At 68.6% G+C, this 21,129-nt stretch carries 19 protein-coding genes; 5 read left to right on the forward strand and 14 right to left on the reverse strand.

Annotated elements, in window-relative coordinates:
• The first annotated feature begins 402 nt into the window (after window positions 1-402).
• The gene (locus AC1DKV_RS29175; protein WP_477138613.1) at window positions 403-879 is read left to right on the forward strand and encodes a MarR family transcriptional regulator; all 477 of its coding nucleotides are present in this window, start codon (window positions 403-405) and stop codon (window positions 877-879) included.
• 387 nt (window positions 880-1,266) lie between these two features.
• The gene (locus AC1DKV_RS29180) at window positions 1,267-3,351 is read left to right on the forward strand and encodes a putative bifunctional diguanylate cyclase/phosphodiesterase (protein WP_477138597.1); all 2,085 of its coding nucleotides are present in this window, start codon (window positions 1,267-1,269) and stop codon (window positions 3,349-3,351) included.
• 71 nt (window positions 3,352-3,422) lie between these two features.
• On the opposite strand, the gene AC1DKV_RS29185 is transcribed toward AC1DKV_RS29180, so the two are convergent.
• From AC1DKV_RS29185 to AC1DKV_RS29225, 9 genes are all read right to left on the reverse strand, one after another.
• Window positions 3,423-4,109 carry an MlaC/ttg2D family ABC transporter substrate-binding protein gene (locus tag AC1DKV_RS29185; RefSeq protein ID WP_441612072.1) on the reverse strand — a complete coding sequence of 229 codons (687 nt, stop codon included), beginning with the start codon at window positions 4,107-4,109 and terminating at the stop codon, window positions 3,423-3,425.
• A 181-nt stretch (window positions 4,110-4,290) separates the two neighbouring features.
• On the reverse strand, window positions 4,291-5,355 hold the full coding sequence (locus tag AC1DKV_RS29190; protein ID WP_441612071.1) for a 2-aminoethylphosphonate aminotransferase: 1,065 nt from the start codon (window positions 5,353-5,355) through the stop codon (window positions 4,291-4,293).
• On the reverse strand, window positions 5,355-6,539 hold the full coding sequence (gene aepY, locus AC1DKV_RS29195; protein WP_477138598.1) for a phosphonopyruvate decarboxylase: 1,185 nt from the start codon (window positions 6,537-6,539) through the stop codon (window positions 5,355-5,357). Before aepY ends, AC1DKV_RS29190 begins: the two co-directional genes overlap by 1 nt.
• A complete protein-coding gene (gene aepX, locus AC1DKV_RS29200; protein WP_477138599.1) occupies window positions 6,536-8,242 on the reverse strand; it encodes a phosphoenolpyruvate mutase in 1,707 nt (568 codons plus the stop codon). Before aepX ends, aepY begins: the two co-directional genes overlap by 4 nt.
• A complete protein-coding gene (locus AC1DKV_RS29205) occupies window positions 8,239-9,003 on the reverse strand; it encodes a phosphocholine cytidylyltransferase family protein (RefSeq protein WP_441612068.1) in 765 nt (254 codons plus the stop codon). Before AC1DKV_RS29205 ends, aepX begins: the two co-directional genes overlap by 4 nt.
• A 31-nt stretch (window positions 9,004-9,034) precedes the next feature.
• Entirely contained in the window at window positions 9,035-10,060 is a 1,026-nt protein-coding gene (locus AC1DKV_RS29210; RefSeq protein ID WP_477138600.1) for a flippase-like domain-containing protein, read from the reverse strand.
• Window positions 10,057-10,884 carry a 2OG-Fe(II) oxygenase family protein gene (locus tag AC1DKV_RS29215; protein WP_477138601.1) on the reverse strand — a complete coding sequence of 276 codons (828 nt, stop codon included), beginning with the start codon at window positions 10,882-10,884 and terminating at the stop codon, window positions 10,057-10,059. The genes AC1DKV_RS29210 and AC1DKV_RS29215 overlap by 4 nt, the downstream gene beginning before the upstream one ends.
• Window positions 10,881-11,555, reverse strand: coding sequence for a CDP-alcohol phosphatidyltransferase family protein (locus AC1DKV_RS29220; protein WP_477138602.1), 675 nt, complete (start codon window positions 11,553-11,555; stop codon window positions 10,881-10,883). The genes AC1DKV_RS29215 and AC1DKV_RS29220 overlap by 4 nt, the downstream gene beginning before the upstream one ends.
• Before the next feature lie 316 nt (window positions 11,556-11,871).
• A complete protein-coding gene (locus AC1DKV_RS29225) occupies window positions 11,872-12,765 on the reverse strand; it encodes a LysR family transcriptional regulator (protein WP_477138603.1) in 894 nt (297 codons plus the stop codon).
• Between the two features lie 120 nt (window positions 12,766-12,885).
• Between AC1DKV_RS29225 and AC1DKV_RS29230 the strand changes: the two genes are divergently transcribed.
• Window positions 12,886-13,779: an alpha/beta fold hydrolase gene (locus AC1DKV_RS29230; RefSeq protein WP_441612063.1), complete on the forward strand. Its 894-nt coding sequence runs from the start codon at window positions 12,886-12,888 to the stop codon at window positions 13,777-13,779.
• Window positions 13,780-14,058: 279 nt separating this feature from the next.
• Window positions 14,059-14,970: a transcriptional regulator GcvA gene (gcvA, locus tag AC1DKV_RS29235; protein WP_477138604.1), complete on the forward strand. Its 912-nt coding sequence runs from the start codon at window positions 14,059-14,061 to the stop codon at window positions 14,968-14,970.
• Between the two features lie 23 nt (window positions 14,971-14,993).
• Here gcvA and AC1DKV_RS29240 read toward each other — a convergent pair whose 3' ends face one another.
• The 5 genes from AC1DKV_RS29240 to AC1DKV_RS29260 all read right to left on the reverse strand — a co-directional run bounded on the left by AC1DKV_RS29240 (window position 14,994) and on the right by AC1DKV_RS29260 (window position 19,577).
• On the reverse strand, window positions 14,994-15,416 hold the full coding sequence (locus AC1DKV_RS29240; RefSeq protein WP_441612061.1) for a thioesterase family protein: 423 nt from the start codon (window positions 15,414-15,416) through the stop codon (window positions 14,994-14,996).
• A 62-nt stretch (window positions 15,417-15,478) separates the two neighbouring features.
• A complete protein-coding gene (locus AC1DKV_RS29245; protein WP_477138605.1) occupies window positions 15,479-16,390 on the reverse strand; it encodes an amidohydrolase family protein in 912 nt (303 codons plus the stop codon).
• A gap of 2 nt (window positions 16,391-16,392) precedes the next feature.
• Entirely contained in the window at window positions 16,393-17,400 is a 1,008-nt protein-coding gene (locus tag AC1DKV_RS29250) for a tripartite tricarboxylate transporter substrate binding protein (protein WP_477138606.1), read from the reverse strand.
• Window positions 17,401-17,469: 69 nt separating this feature from the next.
• Window positions 17,470-18,708: a CaiB/BaiF CoA transferase family protein gene (locus AC1DKV_RS29255; RefSeq protein WP_441612058.1), complete on the reverse strand. Its 1,239-nt coding sequence runs from the start codon at window positions 18,706-18,708 to the stop codon at window positions 17,470-17,472.
• Window positions 18,709-18,797: 89 nt separating this feature from the next.
• Entirely contained in the window at window positions 18,798-19,577 is a 780-nt protein-coding gene (locus tag AC1DKV_RS29260; protein WP_477138614.1) for an enoyl-CoA hydratase-related protein, read from the reverse strand.
• A gap of 359 nt (window positions 19,578-19,936) precedes the next feature.
• Here AC1DKV_RS29260 and AC1DKV_RS29265 point away from each other — a divergent pair, with 359 nt between their 5' ends.
• Window positions 19,937-21,076 (forward strand): iron-containing alcohol dehydrogenase, encoded by a 1,140-nt coding sequence (locus tag AC1DKV_RS29265; protein ID WP_441612056.1) that lies wholly within the window; start codon window positions 19,937-19,939, stop codon window positions 21,074-21,076.
• Window positions 21,077-21,129 lie beyond the last annotated feature (53 nt).

Genomic DNA, 21,129 nt, shown 5'->3' on the forward strand with positions numbered 1-21,129 from the left:
GTAGTCCACGAAGTGGTTGTACTGAGTCTAGTTCAGTCGGCCTATTGTGTAAACATGTTGATGTATGTTCGTTTCGCGGCCTAGGGAAAATACGTAGCAAACTGGATTATTTGCCGGAAAAACTGCCGAATGGCTCGCTTGATGAACTGACATGTATATCAATGTATTGTTCTATATGCGTAAAACGGGACAAGCCGGGGCGGGGCCTGGCAACGGGCAGCCGGCCAGGGGGCGGTATCATTGCCATCCGCTCTCGCGCCGGTCCGCGCGCGKGTACGATGTGGACGCCGGCCGCGAGGCTCGCCATGCCGGCCCGCGGCTCACGGCGCGGGGATGACAGGGGCCACCAGCGGCCACCAGCGGCATGCGTGCCGCAGTTCGAATCAGAAGAGAAAGACCAAAATGGAATCTGGAAGCACGCAAACGGGAGCCCCTCAATCGGGGCTCGATGTCACCAACCGGCTCTTCTTCCGCTTGTTTCAGATCGGCAATGTCCTGCAGCGGCAGACCGCCAAGGAACTCGGCATCAGCGGCGTGCAGTGGGCGGTAATGGGCGCCCTATCCCGGCCCAAGGCAAAGGATGGGATGTCGTTCTCGGAGCTGGCGGAATATCTCGTGGTCAGCCGCCAGAATCTCGATGGCGTGCTGAAGCGGCTCGAGCGCGACGAGCATGTGTCGCGTGTTGCCAGCGAGGAGGACCGGCGTGCCCGCCGCGTGGTGCTKACGGACAAGGGGCGCCACTTCTGGGAAGCATTGCAGCCCCGGATCCATGAGTTCTACCGGCAGGCCGTGGTCAATCTGCGCTTCGATKACAAAGTCTCCTTTCTGCACTTCGTGAATACGCTGCAGGCCGACCTCGGCAAGGTCCGGCTGCCCTGACGGCTGGGCGCTTGCGGCGGTTGCCCGCGCGCCTCGGGCGGCGCCGGGACCCCGGCGCGCAAGCGACACGCCGCGGTGATTCAGGAATCCATATTCGGGCGTGCGCCTGCGGGTGTAAACCCACTGTTTTGAATGCCTTCAATGCATTTATGAATGGGATTTCACCCGGCGTGGCCGCGGGACCAGGCAAGGCGCGCGTGTTCATGCATGYCGGCGAGTCCGGGCCTGGCAAGCGCCGGCCGCCCGCAGCCGCCCGCCTAAAGTTGGACGCCAGCCTGTCGATATGAAACGGACTGGCGCGTTTTTTATTTTTTTGCATCCTCCGGCACGAGTGACGTGTGATTCGCGAGGTATGCAGTACCAGTCAACGTCTTGGAAGGGCATCCCATGCTTGCCAGTAGCTACAACAGTCTGCTCGTGCTGTTCTCACTGCTTGTCGCGATCCTGGCTTCGTACACGGCCCTGGACATGGCCGGKCGCATCGCCTCCGCGCAGGGCAACGCCGCGCGCTGGTGGCTGGCGGGCGGCGCCTGCGCCATGGGCACGGGCATCTGGTCGATGCACTTCGTCGGCATGCTGGCGCTGCACCTGCCCATCCCGCTTGGCTATGACCCGGCGATCACGCTGGGCTCGCTGCTGATCGCCATCGCATCCTCGGCGCTGGCACTGTGGCTGGTGGGCCGCGACACGCTGCCCTGGCGGCGGCTGACGGGTGGCGCGCTGCTGATCGGCGCCGGCATTTCCGGCATGCATTACACCGGCATGGCCGCGCTGCGCATGCAGCCGGGCATCCGCTATGTTCCCTCCCTGTTCCTGCTGTCGGTGGCCGTGGCGGTGCTGGCCGCCGGCGCGGCGCTGTGGATCGCCTTCCGGCTGCGCAGGCAGTCCGTCTGGGTGCGACCCCTGCGCGCGGGCGCTGCGGTGGTGATGGGCCTGGCCATCGTCGGCATGCACTACACCGGCATGGCGGCGGCCGGGTTCCCGCCCGGCAGCATCTGCGGCGCGGCCAGCGACGGCGTGGATGCCGGCTGGCTGGCGGTGGTGATCATCGTCGCCACGCTGGCGGTGCTGGCGATCGCGCTGATCATCTCGGTGCTGGACGTACGCCTGGAGGCGCGCACCTCGATACTGGCGCGCTCGCTGGCCGAGGCCAACCAAGAGCTGACCTACCTGGCCCTGCACGACAACCTGACCAAGCTGCCCAACCGCGTGCTGCTGGAAGACCGGCTCGAACAGGCGATCCAGGCCGCCGGGTGGGAGCAGGGCCGCTTCGCGCTGATGTTCATGGACCTGGACGGCTTCAAGGCGGTCAACGATGCCTATGGCCATCCCGTCGGCGACCTGCTGCTGGTTGAAGTGGCGCGGCGCCTGAGCGCCACGGTACGCGCGCAGGACACCATCGCCCGGCTCGGCGGCGACKAATTCGTGCTGCTGGCCGCCGTGGGCGAACCGGCGGACGCCGCCACGCTGGCCGACAAGGTGCTGAGCGCCATCCGCGAGCCGTTCCAGGCGGCGGGACGCGAGCTGCGCGTGTCCACCAGCATCGGCATCGCCATGTACCCCGGCGACGGCGACCTGCAGCATGACCTGATGACCAATGCCGATGCGGCCATGTATCACGCCAAGGCGCTGGGCCGCAACGCCATCTGCTTCTTCGAGGCATCGATGAACGCCAACGTGCACGAGCAGCTGCAACTGGTGCAGGACCTGCGCCAGGCACTGGAGCGGCGCGAACTGGTGCTGCAATACCAGCCCAAGCTGACCGCGCCCAGCGGTCCGGTGACGGGCGTGGAAGCACTGGTGCGCTGGGCCCATCCCACGCGCGGCCTGATCGGCMCGGACCACTTCATCCCGCTGGCGGAGAAGACCGGCCTGATCGTGCCGATCGGCGAATGGGTGCTGGACGAAGCCTGCCGCCAGATGCGGGAATGGCGCAACGCCGGCCACCCGGAGTGGAGCGTGGCGGTCAACCTGTCGGCACTGCAGTTCCGCCACGCCAGCCTGATCCGCACCGTGCGCGAGACCCTGGCGCGCCATGCGCTCGAGCCGCACTGCCTGACGCTGGAAGTCACCGAATCCACCGCCATGCGCGACGCCGATGCCAGCCTGAAGATCCTGCAGCAGCTGCACGACATGGGCGTGCGCATCTCGATCGACGATTTCGGCACCGGCTATTCGAGCCTGCTCTACCTCAAGCGGCTGCCGGCCAGCGAGCTGAAGATCGACCGCGCCTTCGTCCGCGAGCTGGCGCGCGATACCGAGGATGCCGCCATCGTCTCGGCCATCGTGGCACTGGGGCGCACGCTCAACCTGAACATCGTCGCCGAAGGCGTGGAGACGGCCACGCAGCAGGAGTTCCTCACCCGGCTGGGCTGCGACTCGCTGCAGGGCTTCCTGCTGGGCCGGCCGATGTCGGCGGACCAGCTGATGGACGCGCTGGCACGCGACGCCATGCTGGAAACGGCTGCCTAGCCCGGGCGCGACGACGCGCATGGCCTGCGTTCGCGCGGCCGTCGCCCCGCGGCCGGGGACCGGCGCCCGGCTCAGGCCGCGTTATGGCTGACCAGGTACTTGATCAGCCCGTCGATGCCGCTCTTGGCCACGATGTCGGCGAACTGCCGGCGGTAGACCTCGATCAGCCACGCGCCGCTCATATTGATGTCGTAGATCGACCAGCCGGTCGCGCCGCGCTGCAGCCGGTAGTCGATCTGCACCTCGTCGCCGTTGTTGATGACGCTGGTCTCGACCACCGTATCGGTGCCGGCGGCGCGCGGCGGCTTGTAGCGGAACTTCAGCGCCTGGTCGCGCACCTGCGACAACGACAGGGCGTAGCTGCGCACCAGCAAGGTCTGGAATTGTTCGTAGAGCTGCTTCTGCTGTTCGGGTGTTGCAGTGCGCCATGCATTGCCGACGGCCAGCCGCGTGGTGCGCTGGAAATCGGTATAGGGGAGAAACTGGCGGCGCACCACGGCCGTGATCTTCTCCAGGTCGCCGCCGCGGGTATCGGGACTGGCCTGGATGGTGGTGAGCACGCCTTCCACGGCGGCGCGCACCATGCGGTCCGGTGCGGAGCGGTCCACGGCGGGTGCCGGAGCGTCGGCGGCGCGGGCGGCGGGCGCCAAGGCCGCGCCAATTGCCAGCGCGGCGCAGGCGCCGAGGGCGGCAAGCGCGGCCACGTTGATCCTGGCGGCCACGGCAAGCCCGCCCCGGTGACAAAGGCTACGACGCATCGCGATCTACCTCCGATGTACGTCCATGAGCGGATTGCGGCKCGGCCGGAACCCCGGCATGCCGCTTCCATTGCCTAATGCTAGTGCTTCGCCCGCAAAAACCAAAAGGCGGCAGCGCGGGAATCCCGCGCTGCCGCCTTGGGTGTTGCTATTCGCGCCGCTCCCGCGGCGCTTGTCATTTTTACTGCGTCAGTTCCCTGAAGCCCTGCAGCAGGCGGTCGATATCGTCCGGCTGGATATTGCCCATCGTCGAGATGCGGAACAGCTCGGCCGACAGGCCGCCCTGCCCGGCGTAGATGACGAAGCCACGCGCCTTCAGGCCATCGTGCAGCTGCGCATACGACAGGCCCGCCGGCAGATGGTAGGCGCGCAGCACCACCGAGGATTGTCCGGCCGGCCACAGTGCCGGCATGCCCAGCGCCTCCAGCCCCACGCGCGCGCGCTCGGCCAGGCTGGCGTAGCGCGCGTGGCGGGCCTGCCAGCCGCCTTCGTCGGCCAGCTCGCGCAGTGCTTCCACCAGCGCGTAGTAGGCGTGCACGGAGGGCGTGAACGGCGTATTGCGCTGGTCCTGCAGGCGTGCCAGGCGGCCCAGGTCCAGGTAATAGGTGCGGCTCGCGGCCTGCGCCAGCGCGCTGCGCCGCACAATGACGAAGGACGCACCGGGCACCCCGTGCAGGCATTTGTTGGCGGTGGCGGCCACGGCGTCGATATGGCCATTGAAATCGATGGCCTCCGCGCCGAAGCTGCTCACGCCGTCCACCAGCAGGCGCACGCCACGCGCGCGGCACAGCGCGTCCAGCGCCGGCAGGTCGTTCAGGCGCCCGGTGGTGGTCTCGTGGTGGATCACGGCCACGTGCGTGATGGCGCGGTCGGCCTCGAGCGCGGCAGCGATACGGGCGAGGTCGGGCGCCTCCTTCCAGTCGTGCGCCACCACCTCGTGGGCGATGCGGTACTGGCCGGCGATCTGCGCGATGCGCTCGCCRTASACRCCGTTCTGCACCACCAGCAGYTTGCCGTTCTCGGGCACCAGCGCGGCGGTCATGCTTTCCATCGCGGCGGTGCCGGAGCCGGTCATCAGCACCGCGGCCCATTCGGCGGGATCGAGCTGGTAGATATCCAGCAGCCGCGCGCGCGCTTCGTCCTGCAGGTCGAAGAACTCGCTCTCGCGGTGGCACAGGTCGGGCTGCAGCAGGCTGCGGCGCACGCGCTCCGACAGCGTGACGGGACCCGGATTGAGTAGCAGCATCAGTTGGCTCCTTGGGTTGCGCCGAGATCCGCGCTGATCTGGCGGGCCAGGCGGGTCCTGACCTCGACCGGCGTCACGGTGGGACGCGGCAGGCCGTCCGGCGTGCCGGCGCTGATCGACAGCGCCACCAGGCGCGGGCCCGCGGCGCGGGCCGGCTGCGCCAGCGTTTCGTCCAGCAGGGCGAGGTTGTCGCCTTCCACCGCCGAGGCATAGCCGCATGCGGCCGCCACACCGGCAAACGAGACATTGTGCGATACCGTGGCCTGCCCGCCCGTGGAATCGTGGGCGCCGTTGTCCAGCAGCACGTGGGTCAGGTTGGACGGGCCATAGGCGCCGAGCGTGGCGAACACGCCCATGCGCATCAGCGCCGCGCCGTCGCCGTCCACCGCGATCACGTGCAGGTCCGGGCGCGCCAGCGCCAGGCCGAGCGCGAACGGCGTCAGGCAACCCATCGAGCCCACCATGTAGAGCTGGTTGGCGCGGTCATCGAGCGCGTACAGCTCGCGCCCGCAGAAACCGGTGGAGGCCAGCACCACGGTGTTGTCCAGCGGCGAATGCGCGATCACGCGCTGCAGCGCTTCGCGGCGCGTGGGCAGTGCGCCCGCGCCGCCAGGCACGGTGCGCGGCACGGCCTTCGGGCGCGGCGCGGGGCGCGCCTGTTCCTTTAGCGCGTACKGCGCCACGCTGCCCTTTTGCATCACCAGCGCGTAGGGCCGGCCCGTGGCGTCCATATGGGCCACCGCGCGGTCCAGCGCCGGGCCTACCTCGGCCGGGTCGGTCGGGAAGGTCTCCCACGGGATCTCCATGGTGTCGAGCATGTTCGGCGTGACCGGGCCCATCAGTGCGTGCTGCGGCTCGTCGGCAACGCCCGGCTGGCCGCGCCAGGTGACGATCAGCAGTTGCGGCAGGCGGAAGGTCCAGGTCAGCGAGGTCAGCGGGCTGACCGCGTTGCCCAGGCCCGAGTTCTGCATCATGGTGATGCCGCGGCGGCCTTCGCGCGCGCCCAGCGTCACCCCTGCGATCAGGGCCACCGCGTCGCCCTCGTTGGCCGCCGAAACGTAGTGCAGCGTGGGATCCTGCASCACGTAGTTGATGAACGGCGTCAGGTACGAGCASGGCACCCCGGCATACCASTCGAAGCCGCGCKCGCGCGCGGCCTCSACGAACTGKRCCGCTTCGATCATCGGGCTTCCTCGCCGTCCGTGGTGTCGGCCGCGAACTGCGTCTGCGTRTGGGCGAAATCGCCCKCGCGGCGGAARTCGTCCAGGTCGTTCACGCCACGCCAGTGGCCGTGCACGTACTTGACCTCGATTTYCTCGCCGGCCTCGACCAGCGCGTTGAGCAGCGCCGGCAGGTCCAGCGTGTCGAAGTCATCGCGCGCGCGCAGCTCGCCGATCAGCTTCTGCAGGCGCACGCGCCCTTCGCCGCGCACGTTGAGCAGGCCGATCCAGCGGCCATTGGCCGGCTGGGCGGGGGCCGCGCCGGCTTGTTCCGCCTTGCTCGAGACATGGCGCAGCAGGACCTTCTGGCCGAACAGGTCGCGGTCGTCCGCGGCCGAGCACCAGGCGAAGTCGTGCACGCTCTGGTTGGACGGCGCATTCTGCGACGAGTCCACCACCACGCTGAACGGCGCCTCGCTTTCCAGCAGGTCGCGCAGGATATAGCTGCGGAACAGCAGGTCGCCGTAGGCGATCACGGTGTCGGTCTGCAGGCCGTCGACCGCGCACGCCAGCGAGGCCAGCTCGCCGGTATGGGCGTGGCGCTCGTTGACCACCAGCTTGATGCCGGCGGTATCGATGGCGCCGGCCTGGTAGCYGCCCACCACGGTGATGTCGTTGATCGACTGTTTCTTGAACGCATCCACCAGCCAGCGCAGCAGCGGCTTGCCGGCCACCGGCAGCATKACCTTGGGCTTGTCCTCGGTCAGGGCTTCCAGGCCCTTGCCGCGGCCCGCGGCCAGCACCACCGCCGCGCCCGGCACCTGCGTGCCGGACAGGTAGATCTTCTCGGCGGCCGAGTATTCGTCGGCGTCCTGCAGGCGGAAGATCTCGTTGACGGTGGCGATGCGGTCCTCCACGTTGACCAGCGTCTCGCTGTMGTGGATTTCGCGGGCCACGGCCTGCATCGACGACGCGGCCACGCGGATCAGGTGGTTGGCCCAGATCACCAGGCTGATGCCGGCCTTGCGATAGGCTTCGGTGGGCGTGCTGTAGTACTTGGTCGGCACGATCACCAGCGGGCCGCGGCCGGCCCACTCGCGCGCGAAGGTCAGGATCTCGTCGGGCTTGGACAGCTTGCTGTGGATCAGGATGGCGTCGGCGCCGGCCTGGCGGTAGGCCTCGGCGCGGCGCAGCGCCTCGTCCATGCCCCAGCCCGCGATCAGCGCTTCGACGCGCGCCACGATGGAGAAATCGTCGTCGGCCTGCGAGTCCTTGCCGGCCTTGATCTTGCCGCAGAATTCATCGATCTCGGCCAGCGGCTGGCGCTCGCCGTCGATGAAGCTGTTGGTCTTGGGGAACTGCTTGTCCTCGATGCACACGCCGGCGATGCCGCGCTGCTCGAGCTTGCGCACCAGGCGGCGCATGTTGTTGAAGTTGCCGTAGCCGGTGTCGCCGTCGAGCAGGATCGGCAGGTCGCTGGCGTCGGCCATGAACTCGAKGTTGTCGACCACCTGGGTCCAGCTCGCCTCGTTGTTGTCGCGCACGCCGAACTGCGCGGAGATCGCCAGGCCCGAGGCCCAGATGCCCTTGAAGCCGGCCTCGCGCACGATGCGCGCGGACAGGCCGTTGTGGGCTTCCATGATGAATTCGAGTTCCTTGCCGACCAGCATCTGGCGCAGGCGGGCGCTGCGCGTGGCGCGCGGGAAAATCGGGTCAATCGCGTTCATTGTGCTACTCCCACGGGGCGCTGCAGTTCAGGCAAGACTTCGTCGCGCGCGCGCGCGACGTCGTTCGGAAAATCGATCTCGATCCAGGGTGCGCCGCTCACGTCGGCGGTGTCGAAGACATGGCCGCCTTCGAGCAGCAGGTCACGCACCGCTTCTTCGTGCGGCATGTTGGCGCGGCCGCCGTCCACATAGCCCTTGACGATCTCGGCCAGGCGGCGCGCGGTCTGTTCCTGGAAGCGGAAGAAACCGACGGATTCGCCGATGGTGTCGTACTCCAGGCCCGCGGCCAGCTGCTTGCGCAGCTCGACCGGCACGCCATCCTTCAGGCACAGCTTGACGGGCTCGTCGCCGGCTTCGAAATCGCGGTCGATCAGCAGGCGGTTGGTCGTGGTGCCGGCCACCAGGGCGCTCAGGATGCGCTCGTCGTACAGCACGTCGGCATCCATCAGCAGCACATCGCCGCCGCGCGTGAGCGCGTCGGCCACGGTGTGCACGGTCAGCACGCTGCCCAGGTCGTAGCGCGGGTTCAGCACGATCTCCGGATACGGCTGGCGGCCCAGGCGCTTGAGCTCGGTTTCCACCTGTCCGGGCTGGAAGCCGAGCGCCAGCACGATCTCGTCGACACCCGCCGCATCCAGCATGCGCAGATGCCGCTCCAGCAGGGTGATCCCCTCAAAACGCAACAGGCACTTGGGGAACTGCTCCCCTTGCTGTTGCTGCAGTCGCAGGCCTAGGCCTGCGGCAAGAATGATTGCTCGCATTCTTTCTCCGCACCCATGCAAATAGCTTCGGTCAATCGGTAGTGGCCTGCCCACTGGCCGCACTGGTGGTGCTGGCCGCGGCACGCCGTCGCTGGAAACTTCTTTCACTCAAATGCAAATACAGCAGCCCCGGCGCACCGAGGCCGATCTCGCGGGCGCGCTTGGCCAGCGAAAGGGCCAGCGCCGCATCCGGCGGCAGGCCCACGATGGGCGCCAGCAGCAGGTAGCCGCCTTCCTGCGCGCCCAGCGAACCAGGGATGGCGAACGCGGCGCCGCGGATGGCCTGCCCCACGCTMTCCAGCAGCAGCGCCTCCACCCAGCTCACCGGGTGGCCGAGGAAATGCAGGGCCAGCCAGACTTCGCCGGTGCCGACCACCCAGCCGGCCAGGCTCAGCACGAAGCTCTTGGCCACCCTGGCGCGGTCGCGGTACATGTCTTGCACGGCCATGTCCACCGCGTCGGCGCGCGTGGTCAGGCCGCTCYAGTCGCGCTTGCCGAACAGCCGGGACAGCACGCGCAGCACGCKGCCGAACAGGCCGCGCTTCTGCACGAAATAGAAGCCGACGATGCACAGTCCGAGCACGGCGGTGACGATCAGGGTGGGCGTGCGCAGGTCGGACAGCGCATCCTGCCCGCCGTACAGGCCGAACAGCGCCAGCCCGGCGAAGGCGAACACCATCTGCGCGAGCGCCTGCATGGTGGTGCTGACCGTAATGGCGGCGGCGGCATCGCGCATGCGCGTGCCGCGCTGCGCCAGGTAGCGCACCATCAGCACGGGGCCACCGATCTGCCCGGCCGGCAGCAGGCTGTTGACCGACTCGCCCGCCCAGCGCGCCAGCAGCGTGTCGCGCAGGCTGCAATGGTCGTCACGCTCGAACAGCACGCGGATGGCGGCGGCGTCCAGCGCCAGCGGCAGCAGATGGAAGGCGGCGACCAGCGCCAGGCCCCAGCCCGCCGACATCAGCGTCGACACGACGGAACCGAAGCCCTGCCAGGCCAGCAGCGCGACAAACAGCGCCACGCCGACCGACAGCAGGATCATTGCAGCACGGGTCATGCGCGTGGCTTCTTCTTGCCGGACATCAGGTTCCTGAACACCTGGCGGAAACCGAAATAGGCCACCGCGTCCTTCATGTTGGAGATAAAGCGCAGCCACGGGCGCRTGCCCGGATCGGTGACGTACTCGAAGGTCAGCGAGACGCGGATCTCGTCGGGGCCCGCCGGCGTGATGCGGTGGCGCAGCTTGTCGCCATCGAAGAACACCAGCCCCCCCGGGGCGATCTGCACGGTGCCCGGCTCATCGGGCACGTCGGGGTTGCGCGTATGCAGTTCGTAGTCCAGCCGGCAGGAGGACTCGTCGATCACGCCCAGCAGCAGCGTGTAGCGGCGGCCGTCGTAGTAGGAGGTGTCGTAGTGCCAGCCGATGTGGTCGCCCGGGCGCGTGTAGTAGTACAGCGCATACGCATGCGGGTCGGAATCCGGCGAGGGCAGCAGTTTGTCGCCGCACATCTGCTCGAGCCAGGAGATCAGCGCCTTCGAACGGTACAGCTCGGCGATGAACGGGGCCTTCTCGTCGATGGTGTGGCGGCTGACGCTGCCGCCCTGCTTGTGGCCCGGCAGGTAATTGCGGTTGATCTCGGGCATCAGCGCGCGGGCGCTGGCCACCAGTTGCTCGGTKACTTCCGGCGCGAGGAATTCCTGCAGGTTCAGGAAGGCGCCCTGGCGCTCGAAATCGGCGCGCAGGCCGGCGTTGTCCAGGCGGGCGGTCTGCCCTGCCACGCTGGCATCCGGATCGGGCCGCGCGGGCGTGCCCTTGCGCGGCGCCGGCGACGCCACGGCTCGCGGCGCGTCCAGGGTGATGTCGTTGGCTTGCTCGCTCATCGCGTTCCTCGGATATGAGTCGCGGCCATGCGCACCTTGCGCATCACCCGCCAGTAGTCGATCAGCACCAGCACCGCGAACAGCGGGGCGCCGATCGACGCGACGGTCAGGAACGGTGCGATGCCACCGGTCAGGGTCACCAGCGGCAGCAGGTACAGCACGTCTTCGGTCTCGAAGCCGGCCACGGACGCCTGCTTGGTGCCGCTCTTGCCGACCGCGGACTCGATGCGCATGCGCAAGAAGAAGATCAGCGCGACCGCCAGGCCCGCCAGCGTACCCTGCAGCACCGGCGAGAACGCGCCCGCCGGCGCCAGCCCGGTGATCGCCACGCCCATCCCGACGAACAGCAGCACGGTGATGACCGCATCGCTGGCGAGGTCGTAAAAATGGCCGATCTTGCTGGATTTCCCGCTAATTCGCGCCAACTCTCCGTCCGTGTGATCGACGAAATTGGACAGCACGATCAGGAAGGCGCCGTAGTTGGTCCAGGCATAGCCGCCCTGCATCAGGCAGGCGACACCCGCCAGGCCGATCAGCAGGCGCACGGTGGTGAGGTGGTTCGGTGTGATCCAGGAGTCCTTCAGCKGGCGCACGAGCGCGCGCGCAAGGCGGCCGTCCCAGGTACTTGGCGCGGGAGGCTCGCCACGGGAAATCTTTGGATTGTCGTTCATCTGGAATAGATACAGTGGGCAGCGCAAGCTACCCCATCGCTGCCGCAAGGCCCGAATACCAGCGCGACGCCACCCGCCCTGCATTGCGGGAGCGCAAGCCGGCGGGGCGTCGGCGCCACGTAAGGTGGATGCGGATAACGCTGGCCAAACCGCTATGGTAAGCGATGTGACACGCATCGGCACACCCGCCCTGCCGGCGCAGGCGGCGCCTGCCCTGCTTACGCGGCACCGCCCGGCCTCGGCATGCCGAAAAAGTCACACCGAACAGGCCGCGCGCCGGTCGCGCGACGACCGGCCGGGACCCGCGTCACCGCTATCACCCCCTGGTCTCGCCGAAGCGGTGCTGGCGGCCGGCATCGCGCACGGCGTCCGTCAGCGTGCGGGCGGCGGGCGCTCCTTCGCGCACGAAGGCGTAGAAGCGCGCCTTGGGCAGCGCYGGCATGCGGTCGCGCGAATCGAGCACGCGCAGGCCCTCCCGGACCTGGCTGCGCGCCACCGGCGTCACCGCGAAGCCCGCGCGCGCCGCCGACAGGCACCCCGCCATGCTGCTGCTCTCGAAGGCCACGTGCCAGGGCCGCCCCACCCGCGTCAGCGCCGCCACCGCCGACTCCCGATAGACKCACGGCTCGGGGAAGGCCGCCAGCGGCACTTCGGATTCCGGGTCGAAGGGCTCCGCGGCGGCATAGACCCACACCAGTTCTTCCTCCCACAGCAGCTCGCCGCCCGTCGTGCGCKAGCATTGCTTGCCGAACACGATATCGAGCCGCCCCCGCTCCTGCTGGCGCAGCAGGTCGGCCGTGACACCGACCTTCAGCTCCACCGAGACACCGGGATGCCCGCGCCGGAATACCTGCAGCATGCGCGGCAGCCAGGTGCCKGCGAAGTCCTCCGAGCTGCCGATGCGCAGGCGCCCGCGCGCCGGCGCGCCGTGCAGCCGCGCGCGCACCTCCTGCTCCAGCGCGACGATATTGCGCGCGTAGGCGTACAACAGCTCTCCGGCCTGGGTCAGCGTGAAGCTGCGCGTCGTCCTCTCCAGCAGCACGGCGCCGGCGGCCTGCTCGAGCCGCTTGACATGGCCGCTGACGGCCGAAGGCGTCAGGCTCAGCGACTCGGCCGCCAGCGCGAAGCCGCCGCAATCCACCACGGCGAGGTAGGTCCGCAACAGGCCAATGTCGAGGCYGGCCGCCGCCGAAGCCGGCATGGAGTCCATGGGTCACACCACCAATTCATCTTTAAATATTCATAATCATATCCAATACATCACGAATCACGAAGTACGCCGATGCTATCGTCAAGCCATGTCCACTGCCCCGAAAAGGAGCGTCGCGCGATGACCGCCTATCAATTTGCCGCCACCAGCATGCTGGAAACCGGCTACCTCGAATGGAACCCGCGCGGCAAGCGCACGGCAGTGCTCGTTCATGGCTGGCCGGACAGCCCGGAGAGCTGGCGCGGCGTCGCGGCCGAACTCGCCCACGCGGATTTCCGCGTGCTGTGCCCGGCGCTGCGCGGCTTCGGCCCGACCCGCTTCCGCGACGCGGCCACCATGCGCAGCGGCCAGCTGGCGGCGCTCGGGCGCGACCTGCTCGAATTCATCGACACGCTGTCGCTGCGGGACCCGGTGCTGGTCGGGCACGACTGGGGAGCGCGCGCGGTCGCCAATGCCTTCGGCCTGCGGCAGCGGGCGGGTTCGCACCTGGCGATGCTGTCGGTCGGCTATGGCACCAACGATCCGCAGCAAGCCATTTCGCTGCAGCAGGCGCGCAATTACTGGTACCACTGGTACATGGCCACGCCGCGCGGGCAGCGCAGCGTCGAGGAGGACCGGCGCGCCTTCGCGCGCCTGATGTGGGACACATGGTCGCCACCGGGCTGGTACCAGGAGGCCGATTTCGAAGAGGCCGCGGCGGCCTTCGACAATCCCGACTGGGCGGCAGTCGTGCTGCATTCCTACCGCCACCGCTGGGGCTTTGCCGCCGGCGATCCGGCCTATGCAGGGGACGAGCAGGCCTTGCAACCCGCGCCGGTGCTGGCGGTGCCCACGCTGGTCCTGCATGGGGGCCGCGATACCTGCAACCAGCCCGCCAGCTCCGAAGGCAAAGAGGCGTTCTTCTCCGGGCGCTACGTACGGCAGGTGCTGGACGGCGTCGGCCATTTCCCGCAGCGCGAAGCGCCCGCGGCCGTCGCCGAGGCCATCCTGCGCTTCTGCCGGCAGCCGGGCTGAACGCCCGCACCGGGCCGGGCGCCTCCTGCCTGCCGCCCAGGTCCGGTCACGCATCGCGCCTGTCCGGACTCTTCCCTATTCCATCGGCGAGCGCTAACTGCTAGTCTGCCGAACTTGGCTTTGCCTGCCCATGGCCGGCACTGCCGGCCGGTGTCCGCGGCACGCCAGCGTCCTGATCCGCGMATCGCTGTTCGCGCATCCCTGTTCGCTCATGCCGGCGCCGCTCATTCCGATCCGCTGCCTTTCGTATTCGTTGKAAATACCCGCATGTCGCKACAAATGCCTCCTCTGAATCCTCTGCGAGCTTTCGAGGTTGCGGCCAGGCATCTGAGCTTCACCCGCGCCGCCGACGAGCTGTTCGTMACGCCGTCCGCGGTCAGCCACCAGATCAAGACGCTGGAAGAAAGCCTCGGCGTGCAGCTGTTCCTGCGCGAGGCCAAGTCGCTGGTGCTCACGCCCGCGGGCATGGCCTACCTGCCKAGCGTGCAGCAGGCCTTCAAGCAGCTTGCCGACGCCACCCTGCGCCTGCATAGCAAGGACCTGCCGGCGCTGAAGGTCAACATGCCGCCGACGTTCGCCGTCAAATGGCTGATCCCGCGCATGGACCGCTTCATGAAGGAGCACCCCGAGATCGACCTCAAGGTCTCGACCTCGAACCACGCCATCAACTTCGACCGCGACGATTTCGACCTGGCCATCCGCTACGGGCGCGGCGTCTACCCGGGCCTGCATTCGGAGCTGTGCCTGTCGGTCGAGGTGATCCCGGTCTGCAGCCCCGGGCTGCTGGCCGGCAGCCGGCCGCTCAGGGAGCCCGCCGACCTGCGCCTGCATACGCTGCTGCACGACGACAGCACCTACACCGACGTCAGCAACCCCGACTGGGCCATGTGGCTCAGCCACGCCGGCGTGACCGATGTCGATGCCACGCGCGGCCCCTCGTTCTGGCCGAKCCACCTGGTCATCAACGCCGCCATCAGCGGCCTCGGCGTGGCGCTGGTCAAGAAGAACTGGGTCGAGGAAGACCTGCGCCAGGGCCGCCTGGTGCGCCTGTTCGAACAGATCAGGCTGCCGGTGGAGTTCTCCTACTTCGTGGTGTTCCCCGAGGATCGCCTGAACGATCCGCGCATCGTCACCTTCCTGGACTGGCTGCGCGCCGAAGTGGCCGCCGGCGCCGAAGCGCCGCACGCCTGAACTCCCGCGGCTTTTTCCCGCGGCTACCGCGCCGCGCCCGCCTGCTCCCTGCCGTGCGCCGCCTTGGCCTCCACCCGCGCGCGCAGCTTGTCCACGTTCACCACGAAGCGGCTGTGGGTGCCGGTGCAGATCTCCTCGATACCGTCCCTGGCCGAAACGCGGAAGGTAACGCTGCGGCCATCCACCGCGCTCACTTCGGCCCGGATCGTCACCTCGCCGCCGAGCAGGGTGGCGCCGCTGTGCCGGACCGAGACCTCGGTGCCGACCGAGCTCTCGCCGGCTTGCGCATAGTCCGCCAGGAAGTCCAGGCAGGTCTGCTCGATGTCGCGGACCAGCTCGGGCGTGGCGTAGATGCGCAGCGCCTCGCCAAGGAAGTCGATGGTGCGGGGGCGGTCTACGGTCAGGGTGCGCGACGTCGCCGCGCCGGCAATCAGGCTGTTCTTCATTTCGTTTTCCAGTTGTGGCCGGGCATGCGTGGCGGCACCTGCGCGGCGCCGCCCATGGCTGCTCAGAGCCGGTAGATGCGTACCGCGTTGTCGTGCAGCAGCCCGCGCTGCTCGTGCCGCGGGTAGATCTCGATCGCTTCGAGGAAGCCGGCGAGAATGGTGTCGTAGCGGGCCACCAGGCTGTCCACCGGATAGTTGCTCGCGAACATGCAGCGCGCGGTGCCGAAGATCGCGATGGCATCGCGGATCACCGGCACGTTGTCCGCCKCCGTCCACGGCCGCCCGAGCAGGCCCAGCCCCGAGATCTTTACCGCCACGTTGGGCTGCGCGGCGAGCGCGGCCAGCGCCGCGCGCCAGCCCGCCAGTCCGGCTTCACTGCGGTCCGAAGGCAGGCCCGTATGGTTGAGGATGATCTGCGTCGCGGGGAAATCGCGCGCCAGCGCGGCGGCCTGGTCGAGGTTCCACCAGGGCGCCTGCAGGTCGTAGGACATGCCGTGGCGAGCCAGCAATGCGTAGCCCTGGCGCCAGCGCTMGTCGTCCATCGATCCCGCCATCCCGCGCGCGGCGCCTGCGTGCGTGGTGCTGGTCACGGGCTTCTGGCGGATGCCGCGCACCATGGGAAAGGCGGCCTGCGCGGCGAGGATGGCCTCCACGTCGGCGCGGTCGAGCTGCGCGTGCGCGACCAGCGCCGTTGGCCGTCCCACCTCCTGCGCCAGCGTGGTGAGCCAGGCGGTCTCGTCCACCGGATTCGCGCGCGCCCACTCGGCTTCCACGTGCACCGACATGGCGGGCGCGCAGCCCTGCGTGTCGCGCGCGAAATCCTCCGGCAGGTAGTTCCGCTTCAGGGCGGAGTAATCGCCGTAGCGAAACCCTTTCACCTCCTCGCCCTGCAGCCACGGGTAGGGATTGGCGCCCAGGTCCCAGAAGTGGTGATGGRCATCGACGAAGGGCTGGTCGAAGCGAAGGCCGGGCATCGCTACTCCTTGACCGCGATGCGGCTGKCGAGTTGTTTGTATTGCGCCGATTCCCTGGCCATCACGGCCTGCAGCGTCACGTCGTCGGCATAGGTATCAGTGCTGAAATGCAGCTTCTCCAGCGTCTGGCGCATGATCGGCTCCTGCACCGACTTGGCCACCGCGACCTTGAGCACATTGATGACTTCCGGCGGCGTGCCCTTGGGTGCCGAGATGCCACGCMAGATGCCCATCGACAGGTCGATATTGCGCTCCTTGAGGGTCGGTACGTTCTCGTAGCCGGCGACGCGCTTGTCGGCCATCACCGCCAGCACCTTGAGCTTGCCCGCGGCCACGTAGGTGGCGACCTCGGCCGTGCTCACGGTCACCGCGTCGATATGGCCGCCGAGCAGCGCCATGGTGGCCGGGGCGCCGCCGGGATACGGGATGTGGTTGAACCTGGCGCCGGTCTTCTCGGCCAGCGCGGCGGCGGCCATGTGCCAGGTCGAGCCCTGCCCGGCGTTGCCCACGCGCACGTTCGAATCCGGCTTGCGGGCTTCGGCGATGAATTGCTCCAGCGTGGCATAGGGCGCATCGGCGCGCACCACCACCGCCGCGGGATCGGCGTTCAGCCGCGCGATCGGCACCAGGTCCTGGTAGGTGAACTTGGCCAGCCCGAGGTAGTTGAGAAAGGTCAGCTCACTCGACGACAGCACCAGCTTGTAGCCGTCCGGCTTGGCGTGCACCACCTCGCCCAGGCCGACCGCGCCGGTGGCGCCCGGCTTGTTGATGACCACCAGCGGCTGCGACAGGTGCTTGGCCGCCGCCGCCGACAAGGCGCGCGCGACCACGTCGGCGCCGCCGCCGGCCTGCCAGGGCACGATCAGCTCGATGCGGTGGTTGGGATAGGCGTCGGCCTGCGCGGCGGCCGCGGCATTGCCGGACCACGCGGTTGCGATGACGCCGAGCGCGGCACTGGTGGCGAACGCGGCCAGCGCCGCCATGCGCCACGGCTGTGAATGGAACTTCATGATGGTTGTCTCCGTGATGTCTTGTCTTGTCTTTCTGAATGCTTGCCGGATGCTTGCCGGATGCGCCGGTCAGCCGGCGCGGCGCTCCAGGGGCGGCGCCTGCGGCGCGGCGGCCTGGCCGAACGCCCCGCGTTCGCGCAGTGCCTGGATCGCCATCTCGTCGAGCCCGAACTCCGCCAGCACCTGCTGCGTGTGCTGCCCGAGCAACGGTGCCGGATACCTGACCTGCTGCGGCGTACCGCCAAGCTTAACGGGAAACCCGAGCGCCTTCACGCGGCCTTCCACCGGATGGTCGATCTCCAGCACCATCTCGCGCGCGACCGCCTGCTCGCTCACCAGCGCTTCGTCGTAGTTCAGGATCGGCGCGGCCGGCACGCCGGCCGCCAGCAACGCGTCCACCCAGTGCGCCGCCGGGTGCCGCGCGAACTCCCCTTCGATCTCGCCAATCAGCATATCGCGGTTGCGGATGCGCGCCGCGTTGTCGGTAAAGCGCGCGTCCTGCAGCAGGTCGGGGCGTTCGATCACCTCGCACAGCGCGGTCCACAGCTTCGGGTTGGCCGCGCCGATCACGAAATGGCGATCCGACGCGCGCACGGCCTGGTAAGGCGCGCTCATGCGGTTGGCGCTGCCGATCGGCACCGGCACCGTGCCGGTGCCCCAATACTCCGCCGATTCCCACACCGACAAGCCCAGCGCGGTCTCGAACAGCGAGGCGTCCACATATTGCCCCTGCCCGGTGTGCTCGCGCCCGATCACCGCGCTCAGGATGCCGTAGGCACAGAACAGCCCKGCGCCGAGATCGGCGATCGGCACGCTCGACTTGACCGGCGCGGCGTCGGGGTGCCCCATCACGCTCATCACGCCGGACATCGCCTGCGCGATCAGGTCCAGCCCCGGCCGGCGCGACCACGGCCCGGTCTGCCCGAAGCCGGAAATGCTGGCATAGACCAGGCGCGGGTTGATCTCGCGCAGCACCGGGTAGTCGATCTTCAGCCGGGCGGCCACGCCCGGGCGGTTGTTTTCCACCAGCACGTCGGCGCCGCGCACCAGCTCGTAGAAGGCCTCCAGCCCGGCCGGGTTCTTCAGGTCGATCTCCACGCTGCGCTTGTTGCGGTTGAGCGCGAGGAAGCCGCCGCTATCCTCGCCCTTGAGCCGGAAGCCCATGGCCTTGCGGGTCTGGTCGCCCACGCCCGGTGTCTCCACCTTGATCACGTCGGCGCCCATGTCGCCCAGCAGCATGCAGCAGAAAGGACCGGCCATGATCTGGCTGACATCCAGGACCTTGATTTTCGACAACGGCAAATTCATTGGAAACCTTGTGGCTTGGTGACGGCCGCCCGCGGTTCGGGCTGGTGGCGTMGGAGTGAAAGAAGTGCGCGGGCGGGCTGACGATCGTGTCAGCGGCCCACGAAGGCCGGCTTCGCCTTCCCGACGAAGGCCCGGTAGCCGATGCGGAAGTCCTCGGTATCGAAGCAGGCATAGGCCTCGGCATGCTCTTCGGCGCCCAGCGGTGCCGGGTTCAGCAGGCGCCGCACGAACTTCTTGTGCCAGCGCGCCACCAGTGGCGCGCCCTGGCTGATGCGGCGCGCCGTCGCGTACGCTTCGGCCGGCACTTCGGCGTCGGGCACCACGCGGTTGACCAGGCGCTTTTCCAGTGCCTCGGCGGCGCCGAACACGCGCCCCTCCAGCACGATCTCCAGCGCTGCCGCGGGGCCGGCCAGCGCCATCAGGCCGCCGAGCTCGCCATACGACATGACCAGCCCCAGCCGGTTGACCGGCACGCCGAAGCGGCTCGATTCGCCGCAGATGCGCATATCGCACATCGACGCAATCTCCAGGCCGCCGCCCACGCAGGCGCCCTGGATCAGGGCGATGGTCGGATGGCGGCTGCCGGCAATGGCCTCCATCGCCGCGTGCGTGATCTGTGCATATCCTTCGGCCTGCGCGKCGTTGGAGCGCATGCGGGTGAACTCCTCGATATCGGCGCCGGCGGCGAAGGCCTTGTCTCCCGCGCCGCGCAGCACGATGCAGCGCAGCTCGTCGTTGGCCGAGAGCGCCTGCATCGCCTCGGTCAGGCCCTGCCACATGCCCAGGTCGAGCGCGTTCAGCTTTTCGGGGTTGTTCAGCGTGATGGTGGCAACGCGCTMGTCGTACTCGATMAGGATGGCTTGTCTSATGGTGCGCCTGTGTCTCGCTCAGGATCTGCTTATGGTGGGTGGGCACMTGCCGCACGGGCAGGATCGGGGAAGCCTCTCGACCTGCGKAAGTCTAGGGTCTGGCCCCGCGCGCGCCAAACGAGAAAAACTCAGCGCCATTTCAAGAAAAACTAGGGGTGGTGCGCGGGGCGCGGCAAGCGCCACGGCTATGAGAAAAACTTGGGGTGCCTTCAAGTAAATCCACGTTGTCGCGCTGGCGGCTTGTTCCTAGACTTCGTCACCAATGCAGCTTCCGGCAGCGGCGCACGCGCTACGGCGCCCCGGCCCGCGCTGCCCGGCGAAGCGGCAAGAAGCAAATCCCGCATGGAGACAGAGACAAGATGGCCCTCATCAACTACATCACCCAGATCCAGATCGATTTCGGCGCGATCGCGCTGCTGCAGCAGGAATGCGAGCGCATCGGCATCGCCCGGCCGCTGGTCGTCACGGACGCCGGCGTCAAGGCGGCCGGCATCCTGGAGCGCGTGCTGGCGCAACTGCCMGCCGGCGCCGGCGCCGTGGTCTTCGACGGCACCCCGTCCAACCCCACCGAACGCGCCATGCGCGAGGCCGTGGCGCTGTTCGTCGAGCACCGCTGCGACGGCATCATCGCGGTGGGCGGCGGCTCGCCGATCGACCTGGCCAAGGGCGTGGCGGTCTGCGCCACGCACGAAGGCCCGCTMAAGACCTTCGCCGCCATCGAGGGCGGCACGGCCCGCATCACTGCGGCCACCGCGCCGCTGATCGCCGTGCCCACCACCGCCGGCACCGGCAGCGAAGTGGGCCGCGGCGCGGTGCTGATCCTCGACGACGGGCGCAAGGTCGGCGTGCTGTCGCCCTACCTGGTGCCGCGCGTGGCMATCTGCGACCCCGAACTGACCTTCGGCCTGCCGCCGAAACTGACCGCGGCCACCGGCATGGATGCCATCGCCCATTGCATCGAGACCTTCCTGGCGCCGGCGTTCAACCCGCCGGCCGACGGCATCGCGCTGGACGGGCTGCGGCGTGCCTGGATGCATATCGAGACGGCGACGGCGCAGCCGCAAGACCGTACCGCGCGGCTCAACATGATGAGCGCCTCGATGCAGGGCGCGCTGGCCTTCCAGAAGGGACTGGGCTGCGTGCACAGCCTGAGCCATTCGCTGGGCGGGCTGGATCCGTCGCTGCACCACGGCACGCTCAACGCGATCCTGCTGCCCGCGGTGATCCGCTTCAACGCGGCCGCGCCGTCGGTGCGCGGCGAGCAGCGCCTGGAGCGCATGGCGCAGGCCATGCAGCTCGACGGCCCCGGGTCGATCGGCCCGGCCATCGACGCGATGAACCGGCGCCTGGGCCTGCCGTCGGGCCTGGCGGAACTGGGCGTCACGCCTGCCCTGTTCCCGCGCATCGTCGAGGGCGCGCTGGCCGACCACTGCCACAAGACCAATCCACGCCTGGCCAGCGCGGACGAATACGCGGCCATGCTGCACGAGGCAATGTAGGCACGGCGGCGGCGCGCACGGGCCAACGCAGTCCATCGCAGTCCATAGCAGTC

Source organism: Cupriavidus sp. 05T41 (assembly GCF_056396525.1).